Source organism: Lactobacillus sp. UMNPBX1 (assembly GCF_002554085.1).
In the GTDB taxonomy this organism is placed as follows: domain Bacteria; phylum Bacillota; class Bacilli; order Lactobacillales; family Lactobacillaceae; genus Lactobacillus; species Lactobacillus crispatus.
Map to the genome: position 1 here is coordinate 1 of NZ_PCZI01000011.1, position 19,325 is coordinate 19,325.

General features: G+C 38.5%; 16 protein-coding genes, 2 pseudogenes and 1 riboswitch. Of the genes and pseudogenes, 8 read left to right on the forward strand and 10 right to left on the reverse strand.

The annotated features are described in order from the left end of the window. Positions 1-944: 944 nt before the first annotated feature. Entirely contained in the window at positions 945-2,495 is a 1,551-nt protein-coding gene (guaA, locus tag CP352_RS06770; protein ID WP_089147022.1) for a glutamine-hydrolyzing GMP synthase, read from the reverse strand. Positions 2,496-2,704: 209 nt separating this feature from the next. Here guaA and CP352_RS11335 point away from each other — a divergent pair. The 6 genes and pseudogenes from CP352_RS11335 to CP352_RS06795 form a co-directional block, all read left to right on the forward strand. Then, positions 2,705-2,803: pseudogene (locus CP352_RS11335) on the forward strand (XRE family transcriptional regulator); the annotation flags it as partial. 97 nt (positions 2,804-2,900) lie between these two features. Further along, positions 2,901-3,083, forward strand: a pseudogene (locus tag CP352_RS06775) (XRE family transcriptional regulator); the annotation flags it as partial. A 64-nt stretch (positions 3,084-3,147) separates the two neighbouring features. Beyond that, positions 3,148-3,245: riboswitch (purine riboswitch) on the forward strand. A 71-nt stretch (positions 3,246-3,316) separates the two neighbouring features. Next, positions 3,317-3,895 (forward strand): xanthine phosphoribosyltransferase, encoded by a 579-nt coding sequence (locus CP352_RS06780; protein ID WP_087176811.1) that lies wholly within the window; start codon positions 3,317-3,319, stop codon positions 3,893-3,895. A gap of 6 nt (positions 3,896-3,901) precedes the next feature. Next, positions 3,902-5,188 (forward strand): nucleobase:cation symporter-2 family protein, encoded by a 1,287-nt coding sequence (locus CP352_RS06785; RefSeq protein WP_089147023.1) that lies wholly within the window; start codon positions 3,902-3,904, stop codon positions 5,186-5,188. A gap of 149 nt (positions 5,189-5,337) precedes the next feature. Next, positions 5,338-6,150, forward strand: coding sequence for a helix-turn-helix domain-containing protein (locus CP352_RS06790; protein ID WP_089147024.1), 813 nt, complete (start codon positions 5,338-5,340; stop codon positions 6,148-6,150). Between the two features lie 86 nt (positions 6,151-6,236). After that, positions 6,237-7,661 carry a C69 family dipeptidase gene (locus CP352_RS06795; protein ID WP_005721654.1) on the forward strand — a complete coding sequence of 475 codons (1,425 nt, stop codon included), beginning with the start codon at positions 6,237-6,239 and terminating at the stop codon, positions 7,659-7,661. A 54-nt stretch (positions 7,662-7,715) separates the two neighbouring features. Here the strand turns inward: CP352_RS06795 and CP352_RS06800 are convergent, their stop codons facing one another. The 5 genes from CP352_RS06800 to CP352_RS06820 all read right to left on the reverse strand — a co-directional run bounded on the left by CP352_RS06800 (position 7,716) and on the right by CP352_RS06820 (position 12,480). Beyond that, a complete protein-coding gene (locus CP352_RS06800) occupies positions 7,716-8,240 on the reverse strand; it encodes a GNAT family N-acetyltransferase (protein ID WP_089145710.1) in 525 nt (174 codons plus the stop codon). Between the two features lie 68 nt (positions 8,241-8,308). Beyond that, positions 8,309-9,604, reverse strand: a complete 1,296-nt coding sequence (locus CP352_RS06805; RefSeq protein WP_005725365.1) for a UDP-N-acetylglucosamine 1-carboxyvinyltransferase — start codon at positions 9,602-9,604, stop codon at positions 8,309-8,311. A 131-nt stretch (positions 9,605-9,735) separates the two neighbouring features. Then, a complete protein-coding gene (locus CP352_RS06810) occupies positions 9,736-11,355 on the reverse strand; it encodes a CTP synthase (protein ID WP_005725368.1) in 1,620 nt (539 codons plus the stop codon). A gap of 116 nt (positions 11,356-11,471) precedes the next feature. Beyond that, positions 11,472-12,029, reverse strand: a complete 558-nt coding sequence (gene rpoE, locus CP352_RS06815) for a DNA-directed RNA polymerase subunit delta (RefSeq protein ID WP_060462412.1) — start codon at positions 12,027-12,029, stop codon at positions 11,472-11,474. Positions 12,030-12,075: 46 nt separating this feature from the next. Beyond that, on the reverse strand, positions 12,076-12,480 hold the full coding sequence (locus CP352_RS06820) for a DUF1934 domain-containing protein (RefSeq protein WP_061204461.1): 405 nt from the start codon (positions 12,478-12,480) through the stop codon (positions 12,076-12,078). A 114-nt stretch (positions 12,481-12,594) separates the two neighbouring features. Here CP352_RS06820 and CP352_RS06825 point away from each other — a divergent pair, with 114 nt between their 5' ends. Together CP352_RS06825 and CP352_RS06830 are read left to right on the forward strand one after the other, a co-directional pair. Further along, positions 12,595-13,968 (forward strand): HD domain-containing protein, encoded by a 1,374-nt coding sequence (locus CP352_RS06825; RefSeq protein WP_089147273.1) that lies wholly within the window; start codon positions 12,595-12,597, stop codon positions 13,966-13,968. A gap of 34 nt (positions 13,969-14,002) precedes the next feature. Further along, positions 14,003-14,278 carry a hypothetical protein gene (locus CP352_RS06830; protein WP_161986989.1) on the forward strand — a complete coding sequence of 92 codons (276 nt, stop codon included), beginning with the start codon at positions 14,003-14,005 and terminating at the stop codon, positions 14,276-14,278. 60 nt (positions 14,279-14,338) lie between these two features. Here the strand turns inward: CP352_RS06830 and CP352_RS06835 are convergent, their stop codons facing one another. The 4 genes from CP352_RS06835 to CP352_RS06850 form a co-directional block, all read right to left on the reverse strand. Continuing rightward, on the reverse strand, positions 14,339-15,259 hold the full coding sequence (locus CP352_RS06835; protein ID WP_089143452.1) for an ROK family protein: 921 nt from the start codon (positions 15,257-15,259) through the stop codon (positions 14,339-14,341). Between the two features lie 161 nt (positions 15,260-15,420). Next, entirely contained in the window at positions 15,421-16,395 is a 975-nt protein-coding gene (locus CP352_RS06840; protein ID WP_005724087.1) for a ribose-phosphate diphosphokinase, read from the reverse strand. Positions 16,396-16,622: 227 nt separating this feature from the next. Next, entirely contained in the window at positions 16,623-18,392 is a 1,770-nt protein-coding gene (locus CP352_RS06845) for an SLAP domain-containing protein (RefSeq protein ID WP_089150889.1), read from the reverse strand. A 130-nt stretch (positions 18,393-18,522) separates the two neighbouring features. Beyond that, positions 18,523-19,275, reverse strand: coding sequence for an SLAP domain-containing protein (locus tag CP352_RS06850; protein ID WP_005718484.1), 753 nt, complete (start codon positions 19,273-19,275; stop codon positions 18,523-18,525). Positions 19,276-19,325 lie beyond the last annotated feature (50 nt).

The following is a 19,325-nucleotide window of genomic DNA, read 5'->3' on the forward strand; positions in this document are numbered from 1 at the left end:
GGACTTGAGCTTTTTAATTATTTATTCAACTTACCGCAAAAAATTATACACTTAGGCCCTCGAGCCGGGCGGCTTTTCTGTTTGCAGTCAACTTACCAGATAGTAAAAGAGACTAACCGCAAAGGCTAATCTCTTTTCAAACACTAAAATTATTCAAGTTCGCGATTGAGAGTAGTGAGACGCAATCTCACTGCTCTCTTTTCATATATTGTGGTACTAGAAATAATGTTTAAATTCAAATTATAACTCTAAGTCGTTTCCTTCATGAAGTACTGACTTTTTAGCTTGAATCTTTGATACAGAGATGGTTCTTCATTGCCTTTTCCGCTTAATTTCGGTTTCCTTATCCCGTTCTAGTTGTTGACGGTGTAACTGAAGTTGATGAATCCTTTAACGGCTTCATCGTGCAATGACCCCCTCATGTTTGCCGTCCCGGCAAAATAAATTTTCAGCCTTCGGTTGCGACCGACAACGGCTGACTAAATTTATGAATCGTCGGTTTAGTTTCTGCTCAGTATTAATTGGTATATACTAATTTGTTGATTATATTATATACTGCTTGAAAGGGCGGCCTGATAGTCTTCCCTTTACCCTAGCGACCGATCAGATATTGCATTCGAGAATGAGTACCTTGAGATTTCATTCAAGGTCATTTCGAGATTTCATATATGATTTACTTATGTTTTCGTCATAAGTAACAACAACGATCAAACAGACTGCTCCGTTTGGATTTCAGCATTTCTTTTGTGGCAACAAACAGAAACAAAAATGCCCCACTTATCACTGACGATAAGTAGGACAACAGTCACTTACTTTTAAACAAAAGTAAGTAAAAATATTCAATTTTCGGTAGACAACTTACCTTTAACCCGTGTTTTTTACTAATATTGACCCTCTTCAAATGCTGTCATATTGGGGTTTCCTCTTCATGTTAATATATTAAATTACTCCCATTCAATCGTTGAAGGTGGCTTACTCGTCACATCGTAAACTACGCGGTTAACGTTATCTACTTCATTGACGATTCTATCTGAAATGTGACCAAGTACATCCCATGGAATTTGGGCAAAATCTGCAGTCATCCCATCAATTGAGGTTACGGCACGAATACCAATCGTATAGTCATAAGTACGTCCATCACCCATTACTCCAACGGAGCGAATACCTGGAAGAACAGTGAAGTATTGCCAGATCTTTTCTTGTAAACCTGCCTTCTTGATTTCTTCTCGTAAAATCGCATCAGAATCACGCACAATCTTAAGCTTGTCTTCAGTCACTTCACCAAGAACACGGATACCAAGACCAGGGCCTGGGAATGGCTGACGCCATACTAAGTCATGTGGAATGCCCAGCTTTTCACCAAGTTCACGTACTTCGTCCTTGAACAACTTACGCAGTGGTTCAATCAGCTTGAAATGCATGTCCTTAGGAAGACCACCAACGTTGTGATGGGACTTAATCGTTTGGGCAGTGTTGGTACCTGACTCGATAACATCAGTATAAAGCGTACCTTGAGCTAAGAAATCTACATCCTTTAACTTCTTAGCTTCTTCGTTAAAGACCTCGATGAATTCCTTACCGATAATCTTACGCTTCTTTTCAGGATCAGTTACACCTTTCAACTTATCTAAGAATCTCTTTTGGGCATTAACCCGAATGATATTAACACCAAGATCCTTGTTCAAGGCTTGCATTACTTGATTGCCTTCGTCTTTACGCAGCATTCCGTGATCAACGAAAATTGCAGTTAATTGATCGCCAATTGCTTTGTGTAAAAGAGTAGCAGTAACGCTAGAATCTACACCACCCGAAAGACCTAAGATGACTTTCTTGTCGCCAACTTCTTTACGGATCTCATCAACCTTCATGTCGATGAAGTCGTTCATGGTCCAGTTGGCAGCAGCACCACAGACGTCAAAGGCAAAGTGCTTCAAAATATCCAAACCATATTCTGAGTTACGAACTTCAGCGTGGAATTGAATGCCATAGAACTTCTTGTCCGGGTTAGCAATAGCAGCGATTGGACAGTTCTTGCTTGAAGCAGTTACTTCGAAGCCCTTAGGTGCTTGAGTTACTAAGTCACCGTGGCTCATCCAAACGTATTGCTTTGAAGGCAAGCCATTGAACAAAATACTGTCTGGATCTTCAACCGTAATGTTGGCGCGGCCATATTCCTTGTTTTCAGCTTGTTCAACTTTACCGCCTAAGTCATGAGACATTAATTGCATCCCGTAACAAATACCCAAAATTGGAATACCCAACTTAAAGATTGCAGGATCAACCTTTAATGCACCATTATCGTAAACACTGTTAGGACCACCTGAGAAAATGATTCCCTTAGGATTGATCTGTTTAATCTTCTCCATGGAAAGATCGTGTGGTAAAAGTTCAGAATAGATGCCAAAATCACGAATGCGTCGAGTGATTAATTGATTGTATTGACTACCAAAGTCAAGAACAATAATCTTGTCAAAATCGTCTAGATTTTTAGCCACAAAAATTCTCCCTCTTTTCACTAAACATTTTTAACTAACTCTACTAGGAAAAATTAAAAAGGTCAATTAAAAAATCAGAAAACAAGTCGTGATTGTTCGTCTTTAGCGACCGCAACTACTAGTTGCGCTAAATGCAATTAAAAAGTGGTGGTCTGCAACCGCAAATTTTCGTTAAATTAAATTATTTCAAAACGAAAGGACGATCAATCATGAGATTAGGTCAAAAAATTGCGGCATTACGCAAGAAAAATCATCTTTTCCAAGAAGCACTAACTGAAAAGATGAACGTCAGTCGGCAAGCTGTATCCAATCGGTGTGTTCTTCTTTGTCAAAAGCAATATCATTATGGACAGCTACAACATTTTATTACAAACAGATGATTACATTCCTAAGAAAAAACTTGGTCGCAAGATTATGAACAAATACGCCACACTCTATTGGTTAATAGCAGTCTTACTTTATCTAGGATATAGCTTCATTACCAATGATTGGGAACGCAGCTGGATCATCTGGCCAATCGCGGGGATCTTATATGGCATTATCGAAAAGATCATCAGTCTGTGCCATAACGATATCGCAGCTGAATAATTTTTACTATAATCGAACATTAATCCTTAATTTTCCACTTGTGTTCGGCAATATATTCTGTTAAGATTAAGCCAACACAAATATCTATATATCGTCGAAATAAGGTCGACAGTCTCTACCCGGTACCGTAAACACCGGACTATAGGTGAATGAACGTTAAGAATAATCTTAAGGACTTCTTTTACCTGTTTTAGGTAGAAGAAGTCCTTATTTCTTTCTTGAGGAGAATAATATTGAAGGAATTAGTAGATCGAATTAAACAAGATGGTGAAGTTTTACCCGGAAATGTGCTTAAAATTAATTCATTTTTGAATCACCAAGTTGATCCGCAACTAATGATGCACGTTGGTGAAGAATTTTCCCGCCTTTTTAAAGATGAAAAAGTCGATAAAGTCTTAACTTGTGAAGCGTCTGGAATTGCTCCTGGTGTCATGGCAGCCTACCAACTGCACGTGCCAATGATCTTTGCCAGAAAGAAAAAGCCATCTACACTAAACGATGCAGTATATTGGGCAGATGTTTTTTCTTACACCAAGAAGGTCAACAATAAGATCTGCGTTGAAGAAAAATTTTTGCACCCAGGCGAACATATCTTAATCATCGATGACTTCGTTGCCCACGGTGAAGCAGTCAAAGGCATGGTTAACATCGCCAAGCAAGCCGGCTGTAACATTGTTGGCGTTGGCGCTGTTGTTGCCAAAACTTTCCAGGGTGGTAGCGAATGGGTAGAAAAAGAAGGTCTACGTTTTGAAGCCCTAGCAAAAATCGATAGCTTTGAAAATGATCAAGTACACTTCGAGGGAGAAGAATAACAAAAAATGGCACAAAAAGAAGTTAGTCACAAAAAAGCTGCTGTCCTAGGTTTGCAACATTTGCTGGCAATGTACTCCGGTGCGGTTGCCGTTCCCCTTTTAATTGGTACGGCACTACACTTCAATAGCACACAGATGACTTACCTAGTTTCGATTGATATCTTCATGTGTGGTTTAGCCACTTTAATTCAACTATTCCGTAACAAATACTTCGGAATTGGCTTGCCAGTCGTTTTAGGCTGTGCAATTCAGGCTGTTGCTCCTCTAGAAATGATTGGGCAAAAATTTTCAATTAACACCATGTATGGTGCCATTATCGTTGCTGGAATCTTCGTCTTTCTAATTGCTGGCTGGTTTTCAAAAATCAAAAAACTCTTCCCGCCGGTAGTTACTGGGACCTTAATTACAGTAATTGGGCTAACTTTAATTCCGGTCGCTTTCCAAAATATGGGCGGCGGAAACGCACAAGCCAAAGACTTCGGTGATGCGAAAAATTTAATCGCTGCCTTTATTACCATCCTCATCATCATTGCCATCGAAGTCTGGACTAAAGGATTCTTACGTTCCATTTCCGTTTTAATTGGATTAATTGTTGGTACTCTAATCGCTAGCTGCATGGGGCTTGTTTCATTAAAGCCAGTTGCCGAAGCTTCTTGGTTCCATTTGCCTCAATTTTTCTACTTCGGGGTGCCAGAATTCGAATGGTCATCTTGTTTGACCATGATCATCATTGCCTTAGTTTCCTTGGTCGAATCCACTGGCGTCTTCTTTGCCATTGGCGACCTACTTCATCAAGATATCACCGAAGAAGACCTCAAAAAAGGTTATCGTGCAGAAGGATTAGCACAAATCTTCGGCGGGCTTTTCAACACCTTCCCTTACACTACTTTTTCTCAAAATGTCGGCTTGCTTCAATTATCCGGCATTAAGACTAAGCGTCCGATTTACTGGGCTGCTGGCTTATTAATGGCCATGGGCTTACTTCCTAAAATCGGTGCTCTAGTTACCATCATTCCTGACTCAGTTTTAGGCGGAGCCATGTTGGTCATGTTCACAATGATTGCCGTGCAAGGAATCAAAATGTTAACCAAAGTTGATTTTGAGAACAACCGCAATATTCTAATTGTAGCTATTTCAATTGGTATGGGACTGGGCGTGACTGTCTATCCGCAAATCTTCCAACCCCTTCCCCAAACCATTCAATTGTTCTTAGGCAACGGTATCGTCGTAGCCAGCATCTGTGCAACTCTGCTTAATCTTTTATTCAATGGAAGAAGTGGTGCCAATAAGTAAAATACCTTTTCATTTCATAATTCCATATCATAATTTTCTATAAATATTCACGAACGACCACTTAATGTGGTCGTTTTTCATTCTTCACCTTTTAAGCAAAATCTCTTTTATAATAGAAGTAACGTAATTTTTTTAAAGTGAGGGAATCCATGCCTAACTTAAACATTCAAAACCTTGAAAGCTACATCATGTTTTACGGCCGGCAAAAATGTCAGCCCGATGAATTCTTTCAAGGTGACAATCTTCGTAAAAACGATATTTTTTATTACATTATTAGCGGAACTGGTACCTTTACTTCTAGTAGACACCACGCAGTTAAATTAAAAGCTGGCGATCTTTTTTACGTTCCACGCAGTCAAACTTGTTCCTTTCAAGCTGACCACAATGAACCCTGGGAATACTTCTGGATTGGCCTAGCTGGCAACGGCGTTAATGAAAGCATCAAGGCATCAAATTTACCTAATAAAAATTTCTTGCGTCAAATTCAAAAAACTGCCTTTTATCAAACCCTAAATGACCTTTATCAATGTTTGACAAAGAAAAAGACCTTATTAAACAATTTACAAATTTCAGCTTTAACCTATCAACTTTTTTATCATCTAGTAAAAGACTTTCCTAACCATCCACCAGTCCGCAAAACACCTAAAAATGATCAATATCAAATCGCTATTAATTATCTGCAACAAAATTACACTGATCCTACCTGCAATATTGTTGAACTTTGTCATAGGCTAGGTGTATCACGCAGCTTTTTATATGCTTTGTTCAGAAAAAACACTAAATTATCGCCGCAAAAGTACCTCATGCAATTGCGCATGGAAGCCGCTAAAAAAGAATTAACTAATACCACACACAATCTAAAGCAAATTGCCAAAAAAGTCGGCTACGGCGATGAATTTACCTTCTCCAAGGCATTTAAACGCTATAGCGGTGTTAGTCCAAATGCCTTTCGGGGAAATTAATTATATTCTTTGGCTTATCGGATTATTTTTGCATACAATATTATTAGGAAATAATTTAAACATAATAAAAGTAAAGGACTGATCCAATGAAACAAACAGAATGTACTACTATTTTAGTTGGTAAAAAAGCAACTATTGATGGCTCTACGATGATCGCTCGTAGTGAAGACGGTGGTCGCGTCATCATCCCTGAAGGCTTTAAAGCTGTTAACCCAGCTGACCAACCTAAGCACTACACTAGTGTAATTTCTAAACAAAAGATTGACGACGCAGATTTGGCTGAAACTCCACTGCGCTATACCTCAGCACCTGATGTTTCAGGTAAAAATGGTATCTGGGGTGCTGCTGGAATTAACGCTGAAAATGTAGCCATGACCGCTACTGAAACTATTACTACTAATTCACGTATCCAAGGCGTAGACCCATTACTTGACCCAAGTGAAGGTGGTCTCGGTGAAGAAGATTTCGTCACTTTGACTTTACCATACTTGCACTCAGCTTTTGACGGTGTTAAACGTGTCGGCTATTTAGTTGAAAAATACGGTACTTATGAAATGAACGGTATGGCCTTTTCTGATAAGGATAACATTTGGTACCTTGAAACTATCGGTGGTCATCATTGGATTGCACGCCGTATCCCAGATGATGCATATGTTATTGCACCAAACCGTTTGAATATTGATACTTTCGACTTCAACGATTCTGATAATTTTGCTTGTTCAGCAGACCTAAAGGATTTAATCGAAGAATATCACTTGAATCCAGACCGTGAAGGCTACAACATGCGCCACATCTTTGGTTCTTCAACTATTAAGGATGCTCACTACAATAATCCTCGTGCTTGGTATATTCACAACTATTTCGATCCAGACTTTGGTGGCACTCCAGCAGATCAAGATCAACCTTTTATCTGCCATGCTAATCGTTTAATCTCAATTGAAGATATTAAATGGGCCGAAAGCTCACACTACCAAGACACTCCTTACGATGCTTATGGCGATCAAGGTACTCCTGAACAAAAGAAGACCTTCCGTCCTATCGGTATTAACAGAAACTTTGAAACCCATATTTTGCAAATTCGTAATGATGTTCCTGCAGAAATTGCAGGTGTACAATGGTTAGCCTTTGGTCCTAACACCTTTAACTCAATGGTGCCATTCTACACTAATGTCACTACTACCCCTGAAGCTTGGCAAACCACTCCTAAATTTAACTTGAGCAAGATTTTCTGGCTTAACAAGTTAACTGCTCAATTAGGCGATACCAACTACCGTGTTTACGGTGAACTTGAAGATGCCTTTGAACAAAAGAGTTTAGCACAATGTCACAAGATCCAACATGATACTGACAAAGAAGCAAAGAACCTTTCAGGTAAGGAATTACAAGACAAGTTAATTGCGGCCAACCAAAAGATGTCTGATACAGTTTATAACAACACTGTTGAACTGCTTGGCCAAATGGTTGACGAAGGTCATGGTTTAATGACTTTGAAATACGACTTGCTTGATTAATAAATAAAGCAAAAAAATAATCCACATGGAATTCACATCCCATGTGGTTTTTCATTACCTTAAATTCAACTCGTAAGCTATTCTACTTGAATCAACCGGATCTTCAGTTACTTGAATAATCCCTCGTTCAATAAAATTATGACTAACTGCAATGTGCTGGACAATTTTATTTTTCCGGCTTGTATCAATTCTAAAATTGTGAATTCCTTGTGCATAAGTTAGAGAAATAATATTGCTCAAGAAAAATTGACTCAAATGCATTCCTCTAAACTTACTAGAAACTGCAATGCGGTGAATTGTCGCATAGGTGTCCACATTATTTTCCCACTTACCTTCAATATCCGCATAAGTTGGCTCACGGCCAATTACCACTGCCGCATACCCTGCAACTTCATTATCCACAGTTAATACCCAAGCACACCCATTTTTAATATCATCTTCTACAGTTGCTCGATTAGGGTAGCCACTTTGCCACTGCGATGAGCCACTTTCCTTTAAAAAAGAAATCGCATCATTTAAAATTTGCACAATTTTATCCACATCTGAATTTTGTGCACGTCTTGTAAAAATTAAACTCATTTGTTCACCTACAAATCGACATATCATTAGAAAAACCACACGGAGATTTTCCATGTGGTTTTTATTTACTAAATATTATCTAAAATACCCGGTACAGCAGGATCATCCTTGATAGTTACATCAGCTCCAAGTTGACGCAGCTTTTCTTGGACCCGATCATAACCACGCAAGATATTACCAGCCTTGTCGATCGTTGTTGTACCATCAGCCATCAGGCCTGCAATCATCAGACAGGCACCTGCCCGAATCTCACCTGCAGTTACTTCCGCACCATGAAACTGCTTAGTTGGATGGGCCAAAATAATATTATCTTCAACTTTAATATTTGCTCCCATCTTTTGCAACTGAGCAATATGACCAATCCGTTTAGGATAAATATTATCGATTACTACACCTTCACCGCTTTTAGCAGTTAATAAAAGTGGTGTAATTGGTTGCTGTAAATCTGTCGCAAAACCAGGATAAACATCTGTCTTCACCTGGACCATTTTTAGGTCGCCCGCTGGGTAAACATACAAAGAATCTTCATCTGAATCGATTACTACACCCATTTCTTCAACTTTAGCCAGGTATGAATCAAGGTGTTCTTCGATAATATTATGAATGCGAATGCCATTACCAATACAGGCAGCTAAAGCAACATAAGTCCCTGCTTCAATTCTGTCTGGAATAATCGTATGAGGAATCTGTGCTTTAAGCTGCTCCACCCCTTCAATTCGAATAGAGTCAGTACCAGCACCACGAATAACTGCCCCCATATTGTTCAAGAAGGTAGCTAAATCAATAATTTCCGGTTCCTTTGCGGCATTTTCGATTATAGTCTGGCCCTGTGCCGTCACACTAGCCATAATAATATTCATCGTTGCCCCAACTGATGGCATCTTTAAATGGATTTTTGCTCCATGCAAACCATCTTCTGGTGCAGTAATTATAATTTGATCATTTTCATTTTTTACGCTAGCGCCTAAGGCTTCAAAGCCCTTAATATGTTGGTCAATCGGACGTGGCCCAATATCGTCACCACCAGGGAAGCCCACTACTGCCTTGCCAAAGCGACCAAGTAGCGCACCCATAAAGTAATATGAAGCGCGCAAACTCTTAATCTTACCAGCTGGCAACGGACTCATTTTGATATCAGTTGGATCTATTCTTAAAGTGGTTTCACCGAAATCACAATGTACATCCATCTCACTTAACAAGTCCATCAAGTTAACCACATCAGCTATTCTTGGGACGCCTTCCAAGGTCACTGGTGTTCTTGATAAAATTGATGCCGGAATAAGAGCAACTGTTGAGTTCTTAGCTCCACCGATCCAAACATCACCCTGCAGGGGCTTTCCACCATGAATTATCATCTGCTTCATTGGCGAAAACAAATCCTTTTCTACTTTCAATTAATCATAATAATGTTAAAGGATATTTACAAAAAAAACAAGAGCTGAGGTCTCTCAGTTCTTGTTTTCTTAAGATTTTGTATAATCAAACTTTAATCACTTTAAAATTCTTGTGCTGGAAGACCACTAGCTGCACCAATAAATGACTTAAATAAGCCTTCTGGACGTTGTGGCCGACTCAAAAATTCTGGGTGATATTGTGCTGCAATAAAGAATTTTTTCTTTGGTAATTCGATAATTTCAACTAAGCGGTTATCTGGTGAAACGCCTGAGAAGACCATACCAGCCTTTTCAAAGGCTTCACGGTATTCATTATTGAATTCAAAACGGTGACGGTGACGTTCTTGAATAACATCTTGATCATCGTAAGCCGCACGAGTCTTAGTTCCCTTCTTAAGAGTAGCTGGGTAAATACCTAATCGCAAAGTACCACCAATATTTTCTTCATCACGCTTATCAGCCATAATGTCGATAATATTATTCTTGCAGTTTGGCTCTGCTTCTGCAGAATTAGCATCCTCAAGGTTTAATACATCGCGTGCAAATTCAACACTAGCCATTTGCATCCCCAAACAAATACCTAAGAATGGGATGTCATGTTCACGAGCATACTTAATTGCAGTAATCATTCCTTCAAGACCACGAGTACCAAAACCACCAGGGACAATCAAACCATCTGAATCCTTCATGATTTCTGCAATATTATCTTCAGTTACGTCTTCAGCTTGTACCTTATCAACATCAATCTTAGTGTTGTAAAGATAACCAGCATGTTGCAAAGCATCAGTAACTGAAATATAAGCGTCTTCAAGCTCTACATACTTACCAACCAAGGTAATCTTAGTGTGATGTTTCAAAGTCTTAGCACGTTCATCAAGCTTCTTCCAAGCTTCCATGTCAGCTTCTGGCTTTGGACTCTCTAAGTGTAAGAAATCACAGACTTTTTGATCCATGCCTTGCTTTTGGAAGTTCAAAGGCACATCGAATAATGAAGGAGCATCAATTGATTCAATAATTCGATCAACAGGCACGTCTGTAAAAGTAGAAATCTTGTCTTTGTGTTCTTGGTCAATTGGTTGTTCAGCACGAAGTACCAGCATATTTGGTTGAATACCAATACTACGCAATTCCGCAACTGAGTGTTGTGTTGGCTTAGTCTTCATTTCATGAGCAGCGTGAAGAAGTGGAACCAAAGTACAGTGAATGTACATTACATTTTCTGGACCAACTTCACGGCGCATTTGACGAATAGCTTCCATGAATGGAGTTGATTCGATATCCCCAACAGTACCACCAATTTCAGAAATAATTACATCTGAATCAGTAGTCAAAGCTGCACGCATGATCTTCTTTTTGATCATGTCAGTAATATGAGGAATTACTTGTACAGTAGCACCATGGTAGTCACCACGACGTTCTTTTTCCAAAACTTCTTGGTAAATCTTACCAGTAGTTACGTTAGAATACTTGCTAGTTCTAACATCTACGATTCTTTCATAGTGACCTAAGTCAAGGTCAGCTTCTGTACCATCGTCGGTAACATAAACTTCACCGTGTTGGTATGGATTCATTGTACCTGGGTCAATATTAATATATGGGTCAAACTTTTGCATAGTGACCTTCAAGCCACGATTCTTAAGAAGTCGACCTAAACTTGATGCAGTAATCCCTTTACCAAGTGAAGATACGACACCGCCAGTTACGAAGATGTATTTTGTCATGTTCTGCTCCTTTTAACTTATCCTTTAAACAAAAAAGCTCCCACTAACGGGGAGCTAAACGCACATAGGGTGCCCAACAAAAATATTATCTGCTTTTTCTTCTTAAGTCAAGCAAATTAATTATCTTCGTCGTCATCATCATCATCATTTAATTGTGACAATTGACCTTCAATGCCATCTGGCAATACATCATCAGTATCGTCGTTGTCTTCATCATAATCAGAATCTTCGTCGCCATAATCGTCATCAGTATCATCGTCTGTGGCGTCTAAGTCGTCATCTTCTGGATCATCGTTATCGTAGTCGATAATGTCATCATCACCAGTTGCACTAGCTAAGAAGGCATTAACCTTCTTATGGTGCTTACGTGAATCGTCTTCTTCTTCATCCTCAGGGTGGTTAACTTCTTCATCAACTGATTCATATGGGAACCATGAACGAAGTGCCCAAACATTTTCACCCATTGAGATAAATTCACCATCAGTGTTCATATTAGTATAGAATTGTGGTAAACGCTCACGAATTTCTTCGTCACTCTTATTCAAGTATTTTTGTACGGCATTAACAATATCGGCAAATGCCATTCTCTTGCCATTGTCTTCCAAAATTGCGCGAGCAACTTCGATCATTGACAATTCATCGCGATTTTTGTCTTTAAATTTGTCTAATCCCACAGCTGTACGTCCTCTCTTATACAATCTTTACTATTCTACTAGGCCTTTAAGTAAAAATCAACGTGACTGCATAGTTACCTATTAAGTATAGTCCATTAAAGAGGTCATATTCAACCCGAAGTTTACGTGAACCATCATCTTGACTCTGATATTCAAGCAAGTTAGTCACGCTGGTCATGTCCATGCGGCGCCCTTCAACTACATAGCGGCAGTTGCCTTTTTCACCCGGAATAAATTTCATTAAAGAATAATTATTGCTGTCAACGCCGCGGCGAATCAACAATTCATTTTCTTTTAGGAGCATCTTTACCGGAATATTGCCTTCCTCGGCATAAGAGATCCGTGTAACGTCGCCTTCTTCAGTCAATTGCCCTTGCGCATGTCGCGTAAAAGTCTCTGTCTCATCGTCTTGAGTAATTTTACTAGTCAAATCAATCGTAATTGCTGTCAAACAAGCGCCCCCTTTAAACATTATTACTATATCTCTGATATAATTTTAGTTAGATATAATCTATTTTATTATATATAGTTCAAAAAATTAATAAATTAAACTTGGTGGATTTTTATGGCAAGATTTCAAAGCGAAAAATTAAAACAAGAGGTTGTTCTCCGTGATCCAGTTCACGGATATATTCATATTGAAGACAAAGTTGTTTTAGATGTGCTTCAAGCAAAAGAATTTCAACGTATGCGTCGTATTAAACAATTAGGGCCTGTTAGCTATGTTTTTCCAGGTGCGACTCATACTAGATTTGAGCATAATCTCGGCGTTTATGAATTAACCAGACGCATCTGTGACATCTTTAGCAAAAAATACCCGTCAATTGTGCCAGGAGATGGGCTCTGGGATGATGACAACCGCTTACTAGTAGAATGTGCCGGTTTACTCCATGACATTGGTCATGGCCCTTATTCCCACACTTTCGAGCATCTTTTCGGCACCAATCATGAAAAAATTGGTCAAAAAATCATTACTGACCCAAATACAGAAATTAACCAAGCCCTAAAGCAAGTGGCACCTAATTTCCCTGAATTAGTCGCTAGCGTAATCGCCAAAAGCTACCCCAACCCACAAGTAGTTAAAATGATCTCTAGTCAGGCTGACGCCGACCGAATGGATTACTTACAGCGCGATGCCTATTTCACTGGAGTTAACTATGGCAGATTTGATTTATCGCGGATTCTACGAGTAATTCGTCCTTACCAAAATGGCATTTGTTTTACAAATAACGGCATGCATGCAGTTGAAGATTACATCGTTTCACGCTACCAGATGTATCAACAGGTTTACTTTCACCGTGTTGGCCGCTCAATGGAAGTTATTTTGCATCACCTGTTGCAGCGAGCTCAAGTCGTTTATCAAAAAGGCAACTTACAAGTCACGCCTAGTTTAGCGAAATTCCTTGAAGGCAATTGGACCTTGGCTGATTATCTCAAGCTTGATGATGGCGTAATGGAAACTAACTTTTCGATGTGGACTGAGGATCAAGATCCTGTTTTATCTGATTTAGCCCAACGCTATTTATATAGAAAGCCACTGGCTAGCGTCCGCATTGATGAAGAAACCAAAAACTTAGTGCCTAAGTTAAAAAATTTAATTAAACAAGCTGGATTTGACCCAGATTATTATACGGCAATCAATTCTGCTTTTGACGAACCATATGATGCTTATAAACCAACTGGAAAAAATGCCAACAGTCAAATTGAAATTATGCAAGACGACAGCAGCATGATTGAGTTATCCCAACTCAGCCCATTGGTTCGCGCATTAAATGGTACTTTCCAAGGAGATGAACGCTTCTTCTTCCCTAAAACTATGCTCAGTCACGATGAAGATCAGCCGCAAATTTTCGATCCACTTTATGAGCAATTTCAAAAATATATTAAGAATGGTGCCTTAAGATATTTGAGAAGACCAAAACGTGAGCAAAAGAAGTAAAATTAAGGTAAATCCTAGAATCGAGGTATTTATGATGAACAGACATGATTTAAATACAGATGTAAGAACTCAAATTAATCCAGAAGATGAAGTAAAGGCAGAACCTAAGAGCGGCTATACTCAAGTTAAAGACTTGATGGACACAGTTCATGGTTATTGCATGGACTATACTAAAATGTCTTTTGACTTCATTCATGAAAATAAGGATTTGGTAAAAGACGTAGTCAAGATTGGTTGTAAAACCGGCATGGTAGCTTGCATTGCTAGTGCCAGCATTGCGATTGCCAAGATTGTTTCTGGCAAAGATTAAATTATTATTTAGCTCATGTAAAAAAGGGATGCGACGCATCCCTTTTTTGTGTTGCAATATTTACCTAACTTCTTCGTCATTTAATTCCAACAGTAATGCATAAAGTGCACCATATAAGTTAGAATCATTGCCATGCTTAGCAGCCACAATCACCGGCTTAATCACTTGATTATTCAACATTGGATTATTCTGCAAAATTTTATCAAATTGATTGTTAATTTCTTCAATCAAAATTGGCTGTGCACTAATCCCGCCACCAATAATTACTTTAGAGCCATTGATTACTGCCTGAATATTGAGGATCATGATTGCTACATTGCGGCAATAGCGTTTAAAAACGGCTAGTGCTCTTAAATCACCATTGTTAATTGCCTCAAACGCGGTCAAGCCGTTATCAAGATCGATATTCCCCAAAGCCAGGTTAACTTTTTTGATCATATTAACCGCAGAACAACTAAAGCCAGCATAAGCAGCCATATTCCTAGTACCAATACTTGAATTCGTAATCATCCAACTCAATTCGCCAGCTTGAAAAGTCCAGCCATGTAAAATACGATTATCAACTATGACACCGCCGCCAACAGCAGTGCCTAAGGTAATTGCGATCCCCGTATTGACGTCATTCAATTCGCCTAGCCATTGCTCTGACAAAGCAGCTGCTTTACCATCATTTTCTACGCCAACTGGTACATCATATTTTTTACCTAAAGTCTCTTCTAAATTCAAGCCATCTAAGAATGGCAAGGCTCCACCAAAATAGATAATTTTATTCTTGGTATCAATCTTACCAGGAGCACAGACTGCAATGCCAGCGAACTTTCCTTGATACTTGTCGGCGACTTCATACATCGTCTGCATGAATGCATCTAGGTTTTCAGTATTAGTCTTTACCCGGTCTTTTTCAAGAATATGCCCTTCTTGATCAATTAATGCATATTTCAAGTTAGTCCCGCCAATATCGAATGATAAATATTGTGTCATAATTTTGTCCTCTTTAAATGAAAAACATCTATCTCTAATTATAGATGTTTCTCATGTGTATTTTAATACACTCTTATTTATTATAAATGGTGATGATTTTTTCCAAAAAAAATAAAATGACTAACCTCTCGGCTAGCCATTTTTTATTATCAAATTTTATCTTACTTGTTCTTGTCAGCTTCGTATCTGGTGTTGAACAATGGGCTAAGTGCTTCATGGTTTTGGATACACTTAATAGCATCGCCCATCAATGGACCAACTGATACCAAAAGCATCTTGTCAAGCTTCTTCTCTGCTGGTTGATTGATTGAATCAGTCAAAACCAAATTCTTGATTGGTGAATCGTTCAATCTCTTAATAGCTGGACCAGATAGAACAGCATGAGTTGCACTAGCATAAACTTCAGTAGCACCTGCATCAATTAAGGCTTGAGCAGCTAAAGTAATAGTACCAGCAGTATCAATCATGTCATCAATGATGATAGCACGCTTACCCTTAACGTTACCAATAATGTTCATAACTTCAGCAACATTAGCCTTTGGACGACGCTTATCAACGATGGCAATTGGGCAACCTAAGAATTCAGCAAGCTTTCTAGCACGAGTAACACCACCGTGGTCTGGTGAAACTACAACAGCGTCCTTCTCTAAGCCGTTACGCAAGAAGTAATCTGCCAAAAGTGGAGCACCCATTAAGTTATCAACTGGAATATCAAAGAAACCTTGAATTTGTGGTGCATGTAAGTCAAGTGAAAGAATGCGATCAGCACCTGCAGCTTGAAGCATGTCTGCAACCAATTTAGCAGTAATTGGTTCACGAGCACGAGTCTTACGATCTTGACGAGCATAACCGTAGTAAGGCATCACAATGTTAATTGTACGAGCACTTGCACGACGTACAGCGTCAATCATAATCAACAATTCCATTAAATTGTCATTAACTGGCTTACTGGTTGATTGTACAAGGTAGACATCTTTACCACGCACAGTTTCATCAATATTAATTTGAATTTCGCCATCACTGAAACGTTCAACACTAGACTTGGAAAGTGGAACACCCACACGATCCGCAATCTTTTGTGCTAATGGTACATTTGAGTTAAGGGCGAAGATCATCATATCGTCTTTATAGGACATAATTTCCTCCGTAAAAATATTTAACCAGCTCTATTTTAGCAAAAGTTGCTCTAAAAAGAACCACATTCTCCTTAATTATAGCAAGAATTTTGCCGCAACCATAAAAAAGCACTAACTATTAATCGCTAAAAAAGTTAGAATATATTTGTACTTTCTAGTACAACGAAAATATCCTAAAAAATAAGACGTAGTGTCATTTTAGATACTACGTCTTATTTTATATATTTTTAGTTGTTTGCAACTGCAGCTTGTGTTACATAATCGCCTAAGTTCAAAATTTGTGCAGCTCCGTTAACACTAATTGATAAACTACCGTTAGTAGTTAATTGAACAGAACTTTCTGCTACATTATTAGCATTAGCTACAACCTTAATAATAGCTGCCATTTCATCTGAAGTTAAATTGGTCATGTTAGCAACAGCAACTCTCTTGCCATCAAGTTTAGCCTTAGCGCTAACAATTGCAGCATCTGCTTCGTTAACTTGAGCAATAGTAGCTGTAGCATCGTTGTTAACAGCAGTACCATCACTGATTGCCTTGTCATATGCAGCCTTTACATCACTTGAAGCGAGCTTGTAAGCTTCTGAATTCTTAACGCTAGTTGCTTCATTAATGTCTTGGAGCAACTTAGCCTTGTTAGCTGCTGTGGCAACAGTAACGTCTTCTCTAGCTTGTTCTGGAGTGTTAACAGGAGTTAATGTCTTACCACTTACAGCAACGTCTGTATCCTTTAAATAGCCTCTACCGCTTGATAATTTATAGAATAATTCTGGAGTAGCAGTTGCAGAAGTTGCAATATATCTCAATTCTGAAACTTGTTGACTTTGACCTTCGCCAAATGCTCTAACGTTATCTGGTTGTCCCTTAATGTTGTAAAGTGGAGCAACATTAATCGTAGTTACCTTGGTTACGTTTGGATCTACAGTATTATCACCAGTATCAACAGTAGCAGCACCATCTGGTTCGTTAACTGGTTCTAGTTCTGGGCCTGAAATTTTACCTACATTAGCAGCCTTAACGAATTGATTATCACTAATCTTGTAGTAAAGCTTAGTACCAATGTATCTTGCTTCAGTAGCTTTAACAGTCTTACCCTTCTTAACTGTCTTCTTCTTGGTGTCACCGTTACCATTGTAGATGTAAGCATTCTTCTTCATGGTAATTGAAGTTGCCTTAACGGTTCTAGTTACATTACTTGCCTTAACAAAAGCAGTGCCTTTCTTGTCAAGTTGGTAGTAATCCTTACCCTTAATGGTTTCAATGCCATAAACATCAATTGCGGCACCCTTTAAAAGCTTAGACTTACCTTGGTACTTGTTGATGCGCTTACCATTATTATCATAAATATAAGCATTCTTCTTTAATGAGTAGTCATATTTTTTAGTTGATTCTGCATCATTTGAAACAGATGATTCTTGGTTTGAAGTGGTTTTACCATCAATGTTAACAGTTCGTACAAAAGCAGTACCCTTCTTGTCAAGTTGGTAATACTTCTTACCGTTAATGGTTTGAATACCGTAAGTAGTGACTGAATCACCCTTAACAAACTTAGATTTGCCTTGGTACTTGCTGATACGTTTACCGTTCTTGTCATAAATGTATGAGTTAGAAACAAACTTAGCCTTAGTACCCTTTGACAGTGATGAAGTTGATGACGCAGCTTTACCATCTACGTTAACAGCCTTGATATAAGCACCACCACCAAGATCGTAGTACTTTACACCATTGATAGTCTTAGTGCCAGTTGAAGTAACAGTTACGCCTTTAGCAATAGTAGTGTATTTTGCACTGCCCATGTACTTATCAAGACGCTTACCATTCTTATCGTACACATAAGCATTACGTACCAAAGTGATCTTGTTGCTTGCTGCCTTCTTTGAAGTAGTCTTCTTAGGAGCAGCTTGAACAGTGTTGACGTTTTCTGCAGTACCCAAAAGTGGAGCAACACTCATCAATGCAGCTGCTGAGACCATAACTAATTTATGACTTAATTTCATCGATAAATACCTCATTCTTACTAAACTTAAAGTTCATTTATATATTGTAGATCTAAAATATTTTTTTGCCAATTTAGAAACGAAAAAGACATCTTTTCATAACGAAAAAGTGTCTTTTTCCTATCAATTATTACTTAACAGTTACATCTGAAGCTTTAATGTAATAATGATTTGGTTGCAAAGCATAATATTTAACACCATTAATGGTCTTAGTACCTAAACCTTTAACAGTGATCTTTTTACCAATGTAACTAGTGCCTAAATAGTTTTTTACACGCTTACCATTCTTGTCGTAAACGTAAGCCTTATTCTTAGTAGTTATCTTAACTGCCTTAGCCACTGGCGTCTTCTTTGATGAAGTTTTCTTAGTAGTCTTTTCTGAGTTGCTTTTTTTAGTAGTCTTAGTGGCAGTTTTCTTAGTTGATTCTTTAACTACTTTTTTAGTGTTTTTATTTGAATTAGTCTTCTTAACAGCCTTCTTAGTTGAAGTAGAAGTTGTTACCTTCTTGCCATCACTCTTTAAAGTATAAGTAGTATTGCCTGACTTATAAGTTACTGTACCTTCAGTTGCAGTTGCAGGAATCCAGTACTTCAAATCAGTTTGAATACTGTAGTAAACTTGACCGTCGATATTCTTGACGTTCCAAATAGTGTAGCTACCACCCTTAGGAGCAGTCTTAGAAGTTTTCTTACCATTACGGTCGACAAACTTCATAGTCTTAGTTACTTTAACTTTGCTGTTTTTACCGTAAGTATTATGTACGCCATTAGTACTCTTAGTAGCAGCTTGAACAGATACAGTATTTTCTGCCATGCCTAATACTGGGCTAACACCCATCAAAACAGCTGCTGAAACCATAACTAACTTATGACTTAATTTCATAGTATTACCTACCTCATGTAAAAATTATTATTAGTACACCTTATTGTAGG

Bases quoted from the DNA above. Each gene is read 5' to 3' on its own strand.
- CP352_RS06830 (WP_161986989.1), top strand. From the start codon at position 14,003: ATGAACAGACATGATTTAAATACAGATGTAAGAACTCAAATTAATCCA.
- CP352_RS06810 (WP_005725368.1), bottom strand. From the start codon at position 11,355: ATGACAAAATACATCTTCGTAACTGGCGGTGTCGTATCTTCACTTGGT.
- CP352_RS06800 (WP_089145710.1), bottom strand. From the start codon at position 8,240: ATGAGTTTAATTTTTACAAGACGTGCACAAAATTCAGATGTGGATAAA.
- CP352_RS06845 (WP_089150889.1), bottom strand. From the start codon at position 18,392: ATGAAATTAAGTCATAAATTAGTTATGGTCTCAGCAGCTGCATTGATG.
- CP352_RS06835 (WP_089143452.1), bottom strand. From the start codon at position 15,259: ATGACACAATATTTATCATTCGATATTGGCGGGACTAACTTGAAATAT.
- CP352_RS06850 (WP_005718484.1), bottom strand. From the start codon at position 19,275: ATGAAATTAAGTCATAAGTTAGTTATGGTTTCAGCAGCTGTTTTGATG.
- CP352_RS06840 (WP_005724087.1), bottom strand. From the start codon at position 16,395: ATGTCCTATAAAGACGATATGATGATCTTCGCCCTTAACTCAAATGTA.
- CP352_RS06785 (WP_089147023.1), top strand. From the start codon at position 3,902: ATGGCACAAAAAGAAGTTAGTCACAAAAAAGCTGCTGTCCTAGGTTTG.
- CP352_RS06795 (WP_005721654.1), top strand. From the start codon at position 6,237: ATGAAACAAACAGAATGTACTACTATTTTAGTTGGTAAAAAAGCAACT.
- CP352_RS06805 (WP_005725365.1), bottom strand. From the start codon at position 9,604: ATGAAGCAGATGATAATTCATGGTGGAAAGCCCCTGCAGGGTGATGTT.
- CP352_RS06825 (WP_089147273.1), top strand. From the start codon at position 12,595: ATGGCAAGATTTCAAAGCGAAAAATTAAAACAAGAGGTTGTTCTCCGT.
- CP352_RS06790 (WP_089147024.1), top strand. From the start codon at position 5,338: ATGCCTAACTTAAACATTCAAAACCTTGAAAGCTACATCATGTTTTAC.